8 protein-coding genes are annotated in these 13,478 nt (G+C 72.6%); 2 read left to right on the plus strand and 6 right to left on the minus strand.

The features are described from left to right. Positions 1-10: 10 nt before the first annotated feature. From ACWCPF_RS06050 to ACWCPF_RS06065, 4 genes are all read right to left on the minus strand, one after another. Entirely contained in the window at positions 11-1,522 is a 1,512-nt protein-coding gene (locus ACWCPF_RS06050) for a VMAP-C domain-containing protein (protein ID WP_451043734.1), read from the minus strand. 80 nt (positions 1,523-1,602) lie between these two features. After that, the gene (locus tag ACWCPF_RS06055) at positions 1,603-2,529 is read right to left on the minus strand and encodes an effector-associated domain 2-containing protein (RefSeq protein ID WP_451043735.1); all 927 of its coding nucleotides are present in this window, start codon (positions 2,527-2,529) and stop codon (positions 1,603-1,605) included. A gap of 362 nt (positions 2,530-2,891) precedes the next feature. After that, positions 2,892-5,054: a M48 family metalloprotease gene (locus ACWCPF_RS06060; protein WP_451043736.1), complete on the minus strand. Its 2,163-nt coding sequence runs from the start codon at positions 5,052-5,054 to the stop codon at positions 2,892-2,894. Continuing rightward, on the minus strand, positions 5,051-5,599 hold the full coding sequence (locus ACWCPF_RS06065) for a hypothetical protein (RefSeq protein WP_451043737.1): 549 nt from the start codon (positions 5,597-5,599) through the stop codon (positions 5,051-5,053). The genes ACWCPF_RS06060 and ACWCPF_RS06065 overlap by 4 nt, the downstream gene beginning before the upstream one ends. Positions 5,600-5,879: 280 nt before the next feature. Between ACWCPF_RS06065 and ACWCPF_RS06070 the strand changes: the two genes are divergently transcribed. Together ACWCPF_RS06070 and ACWCPF_RS06075 are read left to right on the plus strand one after the other, a co-directional pair. Then, positions 5,880-8,312 carry a glycoside hydrolase family 3 C-terminal domain-containing protein gene (locus tag ACWCPF_RS06070; RefSeq protein WP_451043738.1) on the plus strand — a complete coding sequence of 811 codons (2,433 nt, stop codon included), beginning with the start codon at positions 5,880-5,882 and terminating at the stop codon, positions 8,310-8,312. Between the two features lie 54 nt (positions 8,313-8,366). Continuing rightward, on the plus strand, positions 8,367-10,040 hold the full coding sequence (locus ACWCPF_RS06075) for a carboxylesterase/lipase family protein (protein WP_451043739.1): 1,674 nt from the start codon (positions 8,367-8,369) through the stop codon (positions 10,038-10,040). A 77-nt stretch (positions 10,041-10,117) separates the two neighbouring features. On the opposite strand, the gene ACWCPF_RS06080 is transcribed toward ACWCPF_RS06075, so the two are convergent. Further along, positions 10,118-11,290, minus strand: a complete 1,173-nt coding sequence (locus ACWCPF_RS06080; RefSeq protein ID WP_451043740.1) for an FG-GAP repeat domain-containing protein — start codon at positions 11,288-11,290, stop codon at positions 10,118-10,120. A gap of 136 nt (positions 11,291-11,426) precedes the next feature. Next, entirely contained in the window at positions 11,427-13,298 is a 1,872-nt protein-coding gene (locus ACWCPF_RS06085; RefSeq protein ID WP_451043741.1) for a hypothetical protein, read from the minus strand. Positions 13,299-13,478: the final 180 nt, after the last annotated feature.

The raw sequence follows: 13,478 nt of genomic DNA on the forward strand, positions 1-13,478 counted from the left end.
GAGGAGGAAGTCAAGACTGCGTCCTTCCCTTCTGCGGCGACTGGTAGCGGCGTAGGGGTACATAGAGGTTCTCGGGGTCGTCGATCAATACGAGCAACCCGTCGGAGAGCAGCGATCCCCGGGACTCGTGGACCTTCGCGGCCAGCGCGTTGAGCTGGTTCGCCGTGAACAGCCGGCCGGCGAGATCGCCCAGCCCGGGGTCGGCACGGGCGGAGCGGGTCCACAGCATCGCGGGGACGCCCTCGCGCAGCGCGATGTCGTAGGGGTGGACGATCCCGGGCTCGGGTTTGCGGGGCGCGTCGAGCAGCGCGACCGCGACCACCCGTCCGTTGCGGTCCCGGCCCAGCAGGTCCTGCAGATCGGAGGGGCTCAGGCCGCCCGCCCCGCCGCACGCGTGCCAGGAGCACTCCTGCGGGGTGTCGCGCATGCTGCGCCAGCGTCGCTTCAGCACCCGCTGGATCGACGGGTCGCGCTGCCGCTCCAGGCTGCGGATCACCGTCTGGTAGTGGCGCACCAGGGAGCGCGGCAGACCGGAGGAGCGGTGGGTGGAGAGCTCCTCGACGGGCAGGTCGACGAGGTCCCGGCCGAGCACGAACTCCAGTTGCACGGGCGTGTCGAGGCCGGCCAGGGCGGCCTCGCCGCTGGAGATGGCGCGCTCCACCGTCATCTCCAGATCGCCGTCGGAGCAGGCGAAGTCGAGGAAGTCCGGGCAGGCGGGGGAGGAGAGGTCCTCCTTCGTCCACGAGGACACGAGATATCCGGCCCCGTGTTCGTCGCCGTATGGATCCGCGTGTCCGTCGCCGTGTTCGTGGCCGTCGTCCGCCCGTTCGATCTGGATCGCGAGGTAGGCCACGCTCTCGGTGTGCTCGGGCGGTACGGGGACGAGCGCGGCGCAGGCCGCGTCCAGCGCGTCGCGCACCCCGAGGCCGTCGGCCACCGTGGCGTTCCACTCGCGCAACCGCCGGGCCGGCCCATCGGGCGAGAGCACGGCGACATGCTCGACGTACAGCATGAACGGGAACAGGCCGTCCGCCCGCGCGTTCGCCTCCACCAGGTGGTCGAAGGCCAGCACGATGTCGTCGTGCCCGGGCGGAAGCCGGTCGTAGGCGCCCCGGGCCGCCCGATGGATCCGGCCGACCGGCACCTTGGGAGCCTGCCGCAACAGCTCCTGGACGTCGCGCAGTCCGGCCTCCGTCAGCGGCGGCTGCACGAACGTCGAGCGCACCAGGTGATGGAACGCCTCCGTGGGCCGGGCGCCCGGGGCGAAGAAGCGGACGGTCTCGGCCAGCACCATGAGGCCGCCGGGGATGTCGCCCAGAAGCCGTACGACGTCGTAGAGCTGGCTTCGCGTGTTTACGCCCTGGAGTACGAGCCCCGTGAGATCGACGTTCAGCCGGCCCCCCGCCACCTCCAGGCACTGGCGTCGCAGCTCCGGGTCCCCCATGGGTCTGGTGCGTTCCAGGACCTCCACGAGCTTGCTGGTGCGCACCCAGCCCGATGGGTCGTCGATTGTGTCCGTCATCCCCGTTTTCCCGTAAGGCGTCCAGGCGTGGACAGGCTCGGCCACGCAGAGTCCGGCCACGCAGAGTGTCGAATGTCCGGTCACCGGCGCCCCTCCTCCTCAAAACGCCGCAACTCGGCGGCGATCGATCGGACGGCGCGGGAATCGCCCACCAACGTCCGCACGGCGCCGATGAGTTCGTCCATGCCTCCTTCGTATTCGGAACTCGTGCGCACCACGTTGTACAAGTGGGCGTGCGGCTCGGGGCGTTCGGCTATGACCGAGCCGATTTCCGTGGGCAGCAGGGAGACGAGATCCTGTCGGCCGCCGAGTGTCCCGAAGTGCCGGATCGAGGCCATCAGCCGGGCCAGCTCGGCGCATTGAGGGGCCGTCAGTTCAACGGCCGCCGTCGACCCCGTCCGCTCGATCAGCGCGGCGAGCGGCGGCCACTCGCGGGCCACGGCGGCCAGCGGCATCATCCAGGCCACCCGTTCGACGGACGAGCTGTAGGCGGCGACGACCAGGCCGATGACTCCGCCGAGCCCCCGGTCCCACACCCCGGCCCCGCTGAACCCCTGCTGGACGGCCACGCCGTGCGCCCTGCCGTCCAGTTGCCGCCAGGCCGGGTTGGGCCCGCCGGGCCCGGTCGCGGTCACCTCGACCCACACCCCGTCGTCGAGCCCACGGCGTGGATGGCCGTAGACGCTCACCTCGGCCGGCTGCGCGCCGTCGCCCGCGAAGAGGACCGCCGGACGCACCTCGGCGGGCGGTCCGTCCCGGGTCAGCTCCAGGACCGCGATGTCGCCGGACGTGGGCCGGACCGGGAACCAGCCGCCGTCGACCGTCCGCGCGGGCCGCGGTCGCGCGTCGCCGGACGGCGCGAAGTCCACCACCACCGTGCTGCCCGCGGGAACCGTCTCCTGCTCGGTGCGTCCGAGCGCCTCGGTGACGACATGCGCGCACGTCAGGATCAGGCCGTCGCCGATGAAGACGCCCGCGCCGCTCAGGCTCTTCCCGCCGGGACCCATGATCCGAACGCGCCAATTGCCCACGACCCAGCACCCCCCTCCAGGCTCGCGGGCGTACCCTCCCCCGGTGAAGGCCGGATCACGCACGCCGAGCCTGAGAAAAACCCTACGCATCCGCCGGGCTCCCGGCGAGAGCGCAGCGTGGACTGGTTGTGACGGTCCGCCACGGAGACCGTCCCCGTAGGCGAGCCGGTGAGGCGACCAAGCGCCCCGCTGGGAGTACCGCGGTGTGCCGTCTTTCCGATGCGGCGCCGTTGTGGCTGGTCGCGCGGTTCCCCGCGCCCCTTCAGGGCGCTGCCGCACCGCAGCCGACTTCCCCCGATCCGTTTGGGTGAGGCGAGCCGGCGAACGGCGGCGCGGGTTCAGCGGAGCAGCAACGCGTCCCCCGAGTGCTGGACCGCCAGGACCGCGGCGACCGCCACGATCACCGCCAGGGCCGGCACGGCGATGTGCACCGCTGCGCGGCCGCTGTCCCACGCGGGAAGGAGCCCCGCGGGAACGGCCAACACCAGTAGGACGACGACGAGTCCGGCCAAGGAGCCTTCGACGAGCACGCTGCTCCACACCTCGAACGGATGCTTCCAGGAGCCGAAGCGGGCCGCCCACAGGGCGGTCACGGTGAGCACGGTCGTCAGGGGAGCGGCGTACAGGGCATGGCCGAGCCCGCCGGATCCCCGGAGCGCGACGAGCATGACGGCGCACACGGACCCGGCGCACAGCGCGGTCAGCAGATCGAGTCGCCAGGTGCCCGTCCAGTCGCCCGCCGTCGCGGACGACCGGTACGTCAGACGGGTCGCCGTCGCGGCGACGGCGGCGGCGACGGCCGTCAGGGCCGGGAGCCAGCGGCGCAGCCGGCGACCGGGTCCGGGCCGGTGGGAGTCGCGGACGACGCACCACACGGCCGCCCCGGCGACCGCCGCCGACGCGGCGGCCTTGTGGGCGCCCGACGGCGAGTAGGGACCGGTGAGCAGGGCCGCGCCGAGCACCGGGTCCGCGGAGAACAGCCTCAGGAAGACGCAGAAGTCCATGGCGAGCCACAACGCGCCGCTGAACAGCAGCGTGCTGACGGCGATCACCGTCAGCCGGTCCCGGACCGTGCTGCGGCCGGCCCCGCGCCGCCGGCTCCACAGCCCCGCGAACGCCGTGCTCAGCGCCGCGGCCCCCACGACCGCCAGGGGGAGGACGACCAGCAGCGGCCACCCGAGCATGGGCCCGTTCGCCGTGGTGCCCGCGCCCTGCAGACGCACCAGCAGCCCGGCCGCCGCACTCGCCCCCAGGACCAGGTGGAGCCAACGCGACGGCGGAGCGGCCCCGTTGCGCCCGGCGAGGGCGGCGCGCCACACCGGCAGGCCCCAGCCGACGGCGAGCAGCAGACCGGCGGCCGGCGCGCTGACGCCCGCCGCGCTCCACGAGGTTCCGGTGAGCACCAGGGTGGCCAGGCCGTGCACGGAGTCCAGCAGGACGGCCGCGAGCAGCCCGACGACGAGGGTGTCCAGGACGGTCGGGGCCAGGTGCAGGTGCGGGGCGCGCAGCACGCTCATCCGGCGCAGGTGGGTGGGATGGCTGGCGCGCGCTGCGTCGAGCCGGCTGCGCGGGGCCGGCAGGGGGCCGCCGAGCAGGGTCTCCCAAGGAGCTGCCGACTGCCCGCGCACGGCGGCCAGATCCGCCTCGTGCTCCCGCGATCGCATGATCAGCTGGGCGACGAGCGTGGCGATCACCGCCAGCACCGAAGCCCGTACGGCGTACTCGGCCCAGAAGGGCTGGGCGAGCATGCGCCAGGGGCTCGTGTCCGGCGACCGCCAACCCTGCACCGCGGCCACCAGGGGCGCGGTGAGCAGGACGGGCGGGAGCGCCCACCACACGCCGCGGGTGAGCCAGACCAGGGTGACGTCGCCCGCGGCGAGATGCCCCGTCTCGTGCCGGAGGATCGCCTCCGCCTCCGCGTCGCCGAGCAGCCGCATGTCCCGCGGCAGGATGATCCGGGAGCGGCTGCCGCGGCCGAGCGCGAACGCCTCCCGCACCCGGGGCCCGCCCCACATCACGCACGGCGGGCGCCTGACGCCCATCTCGGCGGCGATCCGGCCGGCGCGCTCCTGCCACTGAGCCGGTGCGGTCTTCAACGGCCCGGCGCCGCGCAGCAGACGGCGCGGCAGGATCCCCATGACCGCCAGCCCCAGCAGCAGCACGGCCGCCGCCCCGGCCACGGAGACCAGGGCCTGGCGCCGTTGCAGCGGTCCGGTGCAACGGCTCCAGTGCTCGGCCTGACGCTGGCCGGAGTCGGGGAACAGGCGGCGGCCTTCCTCCCAGCACCGCAGCGCATCCTCGGCCCACGACGGGCCGAGCACCAGGCCGTGGATCACCTGGCCCGCGAAGGCGCCGGCGAGCACCAGGGTGACGATCAGCAGCACATAGCGTGCGCCGGTGGGGGACAGGACCCGCCCGGGCCGACGCCCGGGCTCGGCCTCGGTCCCCGGCTCCGCCCGGGTTGCCGTCTCGGCGGCCGCACGGCTCTCGCTGACCGTCACCGACCCGGTCCTCCGCCTTCGCCCGCACGCAGGACCCTGATGATCGCCTCGGCCACCGAGCAGGCCTGGGCGGCGTCCGCGCCGATGCTCTCGGCCCACGCCGCCAGCGCCGCGCGGGCCGCCTGCTCCTCGTCGGCGTCCATCGGGACGGGCGTCGCCGCGTCGTCCGTCCCCTCGGCGCAGGTCCGGGACCGGCGGCGTCGGAGGAGGCGGGCGATCTTCTCGCGGGTGGCGTCGCTGAGGGCGTCCATGGCCTGGACGGCGAGGCGTTCGGTGGCCACCTTCAACAGCCAGGCCGTCACCGGAAGGATGTAGGGGAGCGCCGAGGACACGGTGATGCCGGAGGCCACGGCCGGGGTGAGCGCGGGCCGCACCACACCCTGCGGATCCTCGCGGAACTCCTCGAACAACTCCGCGTAGTCGGCGCGCGTATCGCCGCACAGCACGGTGAAGACGTCCCGTCCGAGCGATTCCAGGACAGCCCATTCGTCCCATTCGTCGATCCGGCCGCCCTCTTGCGCGGCGGATTCCGGAACCGGCACCACGGGCCGCGAACTCCTCGTCCTGCGCGACAGAAACATGGATCCCCCCAGGTGCATGCCACCCCGTCCGCCCCGGGACGGGGCAGGAATCCACACCGTAGTGTCAGCTTTCGCGCCCGCAGCGGGTGCTTCCGAAGTGATCGAAATCGTGGCGGAACACGAGACGTGCGCGGCGAAATCTGCAATCGATCGGTCGGATTACGAGCCCCGAGTGTGGCAATTTCGTCGATCTCCTGCTCCGATGGGTAACTCCGATACGCAAGGGATCTTTCTTGGAGCCCATATGGAGCTGTATCGACCGGCCCGACGACGGTTACGGCGCACGGCCCTGATGGGCGCACTCAGCGTGCTGCTCCTCGCCGCGGGCACGGCCCCGGCCCCAGGGGCGACCAGCGCTCCCGGCGCTCCCGGCGGTCCGTCCCACCGCGTCGCCGCCCTCATCGCGCGGATGACGCTGGACGAGAAGCTGTCCTTCGTCCACGGCGACACCGACCCCGAGGCGCTCGGCCAGGCCGGATACATCCCCGGCGTGCCCCGCCTCGGCATCCCCGAACTGCGGCTCACCGACGGCCCGGCCGGCGTCCGGGTCAACGCCCACGCCACCGCGATGCCCGCGCCGGTCGCCCTCGCCTCGTCCTTCGACGACCGGCTGGCCCGTACCTTCGGCCAGGTCATCGGGCGCGACGGCCGTGCGCTCGGCCAGGACGTCCTGCTCTCGCCGATGACGAACATCATCCGGGTGCCGTACGCGGGACGGAACTTCGAGACCTTCAGCGAAGATCCCCTGCTCAGTTCCCGCATGGTGTCCGGCGAGATCGCGGGCGTCCAGAGCCAGGGACTGATCGCCACCGTCAAGCACTATGCGGCGAACAACCAGGAGGACAACCGCATGGGTGTGAACGTCAACGTGGACGAGCAGACGCTGCGCGAGATCGAACTGCCCGCTTTCGAGGCCGCCGTGAAAGCCGGCGCCGGGGCGGTGATGTGCTCCTACAATTCGGTGAACGGCAGCCATGGCTGCGGCAGCGACGAACTGCTCAATTCGATCCTCAAGGAGCAGTGGGGCTTTCGGGGCTGGGTCATGTCGGACTGGGGCGCGACCCATGCGACGACCGATATCGTCGACGGCCTCGACCAGGAGATGCCGACCGCCGCCTATCTGGGCGCGGAACTGAAGACCGCGATCGAGAACGGCACCGTCCCGGTGGCGGAGCTGAACGACTCCGTCGCCCGGATCCTGGGCCGGATGGAGCAGTTCGGCCTCCTCGACGGCAAGGCCGACCAGCGGCCCGCACGCGATCCGGCGGGCGGCGCCAGGGCCGCCCAGCAGGTGGCGGAGGCCGGGGCGGTCCTGCTGAAGAACACCGCCGGGTCGCTTCCGCTGACCGGCGACGACACCAGCATCGGCCTGATCGGCCCGACCGCGAAGACGCCGAAGGTCACCGGTGGCGGCAGCTCCAACGTCGTACCGGACTTCGCGGCCTCGCCGCTCGACACCATCACCGAGCGGGCCGGCGCGGGCGCCACGGTGCGTTACGCGGCCGGCGGCGACAGCACGGGCCTGCCGATCCCGGCGACGGCCCTCAGCCCCGCCCTGCCGGTCGGCCCGGACGGCGCCGTCACCGTCACCCCGGAGGAGTCCTTCTTCCACAGCGGCACGCTCACCGTGCCGACCGAGGGCGACTACTCCTTCGTCTTCGACCTGCCCGCGGCCTATGGCGCGGTGCTGATCGACGGCAGCAACGTCCTGACCGGCTTCCTCGGGACCAGCACCGCCAGGGTGCATCTGACGGCCGGCGCGCACAGCTTCGCGGCCGGCGCCCTCGCCATCCAGGGCGCGCCGACGAAGGTACGGCTGAACTGGGTCACCCCGCAGGCCGCGCAGGCCGCCCGGGAGGAGGCCGTCGCCCTCGCCCGCCAGGTGCGGACCCCGGTCGTCTTCGCCTACGACGACGGCACCGAGGGCGTCGACCGCAAGGACCTCTCCCTCCCCGCGGACCAGGACGGGCTCATCTCCGCGGTGGCCGCCGTCAACCCGAACACCATCGTGGTCCTCAACACCGGATCGTCGATCACCATGCCGTGGCTGTCCGAGGTCAAGGCCGTCCTCGACATGTACTACCCCGGCCAGAACGGGGCCGAGGCCACCGCCCGGCTGCTCTACGGCGATGTGAACCCGTCGGGCAAGCTCAGCCAGACGTTCCCCGCCGACGAGTCGGTCACCCCGGTCGCCGGCGACCCGCTCCGGTATCCCGGAGTGGACAACCAGGAGAACTACTCCGAGGGCGTCCACGTCGGCTACCGCTGGTACGACAAGGAAGGCGCCGAACCGCTGTTCCCCTTCGGGTACGGGCTGTCGTACACCTCGTTCTCCTACCGCGACCTCCAGGTGCGGCAGCGGCACGGCGAGCTCACCGTGTCCTTCACCCTGAAGAACACCGGCACGCGCGACGGCGCCGAGGTCGCCCAGGTCTATGTCGGCGCGAGCCCGGACACCACCGCGCAGCAGGCGGTGCGCTCGCTGGCCGGCTACCAGAAGGTGCAGCTGCGCGCCGGTCAGTCCAAGACCGTCCGGATCCGGGTCGACGCCCAGCAGCTGAAGTACTGGAACACGACCGCCGACGCCTGGGCGCTCGGCACCGGGAAGCGGGGCGTGTGGGTCGGCGGCTCGTCGCGGACGCTCCCCCTGCACGGCAGCGTGCACGTCACCCGTTAGACCCGGCTGTCGGACCCGGCCGGTTTCCCTCCTCCCCCCACAGCAGAGGTGTTCATGACTGCCCGTAGGCTCCGCAACGCCATAGGCGCCGCGCTCGCCCTGGCGCTCTCCGTCGGCGGGCTGCTGCCCGCCACGGCCTCCGCGAGCGCGTCGACCGCGAGCGCGTCGACCGCGAGCGCGTCGACCGCGAGCGCGTCGACCGTGAAGTCGTCGACCGTCGTGTCCACCGACAGGGGCGCCGTGCGCGGCGCGACCTCGAAGGGCGTCGAGCGGTTCCTCGGCATCCCCTACGCCGCCGCCCCCACCGGGGCGCTGCGCTGGAAGCCGCCGCAGCGCGCGGCGCGCTGGACCGGGGTGCGCGAGGCCGCCGACTTCGGCGACCCCTGTCCCGTGCTGCCCAGCGGCAACGGGCCGCGCAGCGAGACCGAGGACTGTCTCGCCGTCAACGTGTGGCGGCCGTCGGGCGTCCGGGCGGGCGCGCGGCTTCCGGTGCACGTGTTCCTCCACGGCGGCGGTCTGACCAACGGCAGCGGCGCGCAGATGGACGAGTCGAAGCTGGTCGGCGAGACCGGCGTCATCGGCGTCTCGCTCAACTACCGGCTCGGCGTCTTCGGCTTCCTCGGCCTGAGCGGCCTCACCGAGGAGAGCGGCGAGTCCGGCAACTACGGCTTCCTGGACCAGCAGGCCGCCCTGCGCTGGGTGCAGCGCAACATCGCCGCGTTCGGCGGGAACCCCGCCGAGGTCACCGTCGACGGCGAGTCCGCGGGCGGCTGGTCCGTCTGCGGACATCTGGTGTCGCCCGGCTCGCGCGGTCTGTTCGCCCGCGCCATGATCCAGAGCGGGTCCTGCGTCAGCCGCACGCAGGCGCAGGCGGACAGCGCGGGCACGGCGTTCGCGCAGCGGGCGGGCTGCGCCGGCCCCGACCAGGGGGCCGTTCTCAGCTGTCTGCGGTCGGCTCCGGCGGGCGCGCTCCTCGACGCGAGCAGCGGCTACCCGGCCCAGTTCACCGCCGGCACCCCGACGTTCCCCGTCGGCGTCCGCGAGGCGGTGGACAGCGGGAAGTTCACCCGCGTCCCCGTGGTCGTCGGCGCGACCCGCGACGAGGGCCGCACCTTCGCCACCGGCTTCATCGGCGCGGGCCAGGACGCGTACCTCGGCTTCGTCCGGAGCGTCGCAGGCGACCGCACCGAGGAGGCCCTCGCCCGCTACCCCTGGCCCGAGACGTCCGACCGGTTCACGGCCGCGTACCTCGTCGGCGCGATCATGACCGACTCGGGAATGATCAGCGGGATAGGCGGCTGCGGGCTGCGCTCGCTGGCGCAGAGCTTCGAGCGGTACACCCCGACCTACGCGTACGAGTTCGACCACCGCACGGGCCCCGGCCTGACGCAGATCCCCGGCTACGAGTGGGGCGCCGGCCACGCCGCCGAACTCGCCTACCTCTGGCCGAGCTTCGACAACGGCACGCCCATCGCCCCGCTGTTCGACGCCGGTGAGCGCCGGCTCGCCCGCGAGATGGTGCAGTACTGGGGCGCGTTCACGAAGAACGCCCGCCCGGACGTCGCCGGGCAGCGCGCCTGGCCCCGCTACCGCGAGGCCACGGGCGGTCGCATGCTCTCACTGCGGGCGGGCGGCCGGAGCGTCCTCGGCGACGACGACCGGTACGCCGCGGAACACCAGTGCTCCTTCTGGGACTCGACGCCGCTCACCGCCCGACAGGCCTCTTAGCCACGGCGAGCACGGCGACCACGGCGACCCGCGGTGCCTCCACCGGGCCGCCGCACGGTGGAGGCACCGGTGGCTTCTCAGCCGCAGGAGCCGGTGAAGACGTCCACCTGGTCGTTGTTGCTGCTCGCCACGACCAGGTCCTGGGTGCCGTCGGACGTCAGGTCGGCGGCCGAGGCCTCGTAGGCGCCGTCGGACGTCAGTTCGGTCAGCTCGGTCAGTCCGCCGCCCGAGGTGCCCTGGAAGACGCTGACGGAGCTCCCCTTCAGGGAGGAGACGAGGACGTCCGTCACGTCGTCGCCGTCCACGTCGGCGGCTCCCACGGCCACCGGCAGGGCGGACGTGGTGGAGGCGACGGAGTCGTCGAACGTGCCGTCGCCGTTGCCCGCGAACACCTCCAGGGTGTTGGAGCCGTTGCTGATGGTCGCCAGGTCGGTCGTGCCGTCGCCGTCGAAGTCGCCGTGGGCGATGGAGTAGAGGCGGGCGACGCTGGCGTACTCGGTGACCGCGCCGAAGGTTCCGTCGCCGTTGCCGAGCGCCACGCTGACGCCGCCCGCCGTGGCGACGCTGGCGGTGGCGATGTCCAGGTCGCCGTCGTCGTCGAAGTCGGTGAGGACCAGGCCGTGCGGCCTGGTCACGGTCACCGCCTCGACGTCGACGGTGAAGGCGCCCTCGCCGTCGCCCGTCAACAGGCTGACGCCGCCGCCCTGTTCCTCGGCCACCGCCAGATCGAGGTCGCCGTCCCCGTCCAGGTCGCCCGGGACCAGGGAGCGGGCGCCCGCGCCGACGGTGTACTGGACGGCGGTGCCGAAGGCTCCCGCACCGGTGCCGAGCAGGACGCTGACCGTGCCGCCGGTGAAGTCGGCGGTGGCGAGGTCCGGGTTGCCGTCGTCGTCGAAGTCGGCGATGACGGACTGGTAGGGCTGGTCGCCCACCGGGTATGCGGTGGCCACGCCGAAGGTGCCGTCGCCGTTGCCCAGCAGGACGGAGAGCGAGTCGCCGTCGTTGTCGGCGGCCACGACGTCCGCGTTCCCGTCGCCGTCGAGGTCGCCGGTCACCACATGGCGGGGGTTGTCGCCGACGTCGAGGGAGGTGGCCGATCGGGTGAAGGCGAGCGACGAGCAGGCGGCGGTCGGTGCGGCGAGCGATCCGGTCGCCGACGCCAGGGCCGCGACGCTCGTGCCCATCGCCAGGGCGCCGGCCGTGCCGAGGACCAGAACGCGCCGGGCCTTGCGTTTCCTGTGGTTGTTCATGAGAGCGAGCCCCTTCACTGCTGGAGGTGGGATTGTCATGTACCTGTCTGGAAATTAGGGGCGTCTGCTGTGATGCACGTGTATAAGGACCGTGCTTTCGCACTCAAAGCGACACAGGGGTCACAGCATCAGGCCGTCACGGCGTCAGCGTGATCGCTCCGGTGTAGGTCCCGCCCGGCACGACGGGGGTCGGCGTCCCGTCCACCGTCATCGTCACGGCGGAGCCGTCCGGGGCGGTCACCGCCGAGTCCGCGTCGAGCGTCAGCGCGCTGAGGTACGACGTGCCGGTCACCGTCCACGCCGAACCGCCGGTCAGGGTGACGAGGACGCCGTTGTTGACGACCGGCCCGACGGTGTTGGTGACATGGCCCAGCTCGGTGTACTCGGCGGAGCCGATGGAGTCGACGGCGTGCCGGGAGACGGAGGCGGACAGGACGCCCTCGACCGTCGACCCGTCGAAGGCCAGCGCCAGGTTCTGCCCGCTGCGGCGCGCGTTGTAGAAGTCGCCCCGGACGGCGATGGCGGTGAAGGACGCCGTGGTGTCGGCGTCGTGCACCGCCGTCACGTCGAAGCCCTCGTCGCGTACCGGGTCGTCGGTGGGCTCGGTGTACACGCCGTTGAGGGAACCGGGGTTGTCGGTCTCCATCAGCTGGAGGACGACGCCGTCGCCGGCGGTGATCCGGGCGCCCTGGGAGCCGTCGACGGTGATGGTGGCGCGGACGGCCTTGACGAGGAAGACGGTGTGGCGGGTCGTCAGCACCGTGGAGCCGTGGATGTGCAGGGTCCCGGCCCCGTGCCACAGCACGCCGAATCCCCGGGACGCGATCTGCGAGCCCCGTGCCGGGAGGTCGGCCAGCTCCGTGTCCGAGAGGCCGAGGGCGAGTTCGGAGTCGAGGGCCGCGACGGCCTCCGCGGTGCTGTCGCCGTAGGTCACGGTGGCGTTGGAGGCGCCGATGATCGTCGCGTACGTGCCCGCGTCGATCTCGCAGCCCAGGAGGCGCTCCACGACGTTTCCGTCCGCGAACGTGCCGTAGCCCTCGTCGCCCAGGTTGGCGATCCGGCAGTTGACGGCCGTGGCCTTCGAGTTCGACGTCGAGTCCACGGAGAAGGCGCCCCAGGTCTCGGACTCGACGGTGCAGGAGAGATAGGTGGCCGTCGTGTTCGCGCCCAGCAGGTTGGTCGCCCGGACGTTGCCGGAGATGCCGAGCCGCCAGGGCACGACCAGCATGTTCGCGCCGCCCGCCGGGACGTAGTCGGCCGGCAGGATCCCGTTCAGGCAGCGGACGGTCGAGTTCTTGACCAGGAGCGCGCTGCCGTCCGCGGCGACGACGCCGCTGCGGACGACGCCCTTGTTCATGATGGTCACGCCGTCCAGGACCAGGCTCGTGCCCGCGCCGGTCCCGACCACGGCGGTGCCGTCCCCGATGAAGTCGCAGCGCCCGTTGCCGGTGAAGGCGATCGCCGAGCCGCGCAGGGTGTAGGCGCCGCCGCCCGCCACGTACACCCCATTGAACGCCTCGCCGTTCGAGACGATGCCGACCGCGCTCGCCTCGGAGTGCGTCACCAGGCCCCCGGTCACCGCCGACAGCGCCGACTTGGCCGTGACGATCCCGGCGGCGCCGACGTACAGGGCCTGCCGGATCGGGAAGGTCACGTTCGCGAACGTCGCCGTGTTCTGCTCGGCCACGGTGAGCACGATGTCGCCCTCGTACGCGCCGGGCGCGAGGGTCGTGCCGGTGGCCAGCGTCGCCGTGAGCACCGAGCCGGTCTCCACGCCGTCGACGGTCATCGTCAGGCTGTAGCCGGCCGGTACGGCGAGCGTGCCGCCCTCGGCGATCGAGAGGGCGGCCAGCCGGGTCGTCGTACTGAGCAGGTAGGTCTCGCCGGCGCCGACGGAGAGCGTGTCCCCGTTCGAGGCGGCGGCTCGGGCGGGCGCGGCGGGTAGCGCGAGGGCCGACGCCCCGAGGGCGAGGGCCCGCACGCGGGCTCGCATGGTCATGGACCTCATGGACAACGAACTCCCTGTGTCGCGGCAGGCGTGCTCGACGTGGTCGGTGTGACTACTGGGGCAGCACTACCTTCCTAGTGTCGACACTAGGGGGTCGTCAATGGCTACTTCGGTGATTCCGGCCTTAACTGTCGACAGTATTGGTGGTCGCTTCTGCGCCGGTCGAGCCGGTCGAGCCGG

The sequence above is a fragment of the Streptomyces sp. NPDC001858 genome (assembly GCF_053594615.1).

Bases quoted from the DNA above. Each gene is read 5' to 3' on its own strand.
- ACWCPF_RS06050 (WP_451043734.1), bottom strand. From the start codon at position 1,522: ATGACGGACACAATCGACGACCCATCGGGCTGGGTGCGCACCAGCAAG.
- ACWCPF_RS06055 (WP_451043735.1), bottom strand. From the start codon at position 2,529: ATGGGTCCCGGCGGGAAGAGCCTGAGCGGCGCGGGCGTCTTCATCGGC.
- ACWCPF_RS06070 (WP_451043738.1), top strand. From the start codon at position 5,880: ATGGAGCTGTATCGACCGGCCCGACGACGGTTACGGCGCACGGCCCTG.
- ACWCPF_RS06075 (WP_451043739.1), top strand. From the start codon at position 8,367: ATGACTGCCCGTAGGCTCCGCAACGCCATAGGCGCCGCGCTCGCCCTG.
- ACWCPF_RS06080 (WP_451043740.1), bottom strand. From the start codon at position 11,290: ATGAACAACCACAGGAAACGCAAGGCCCGGCGCGTTCTGGTCCTCGGC.
- ACWCPF_RS06085 (WP_451043741.1), bottom strand. From the start codon at position 13,298: ATGAGGTCCATGACCATGCGAGCCCGCGTGCGGGCCCTCGCCCTCGGG.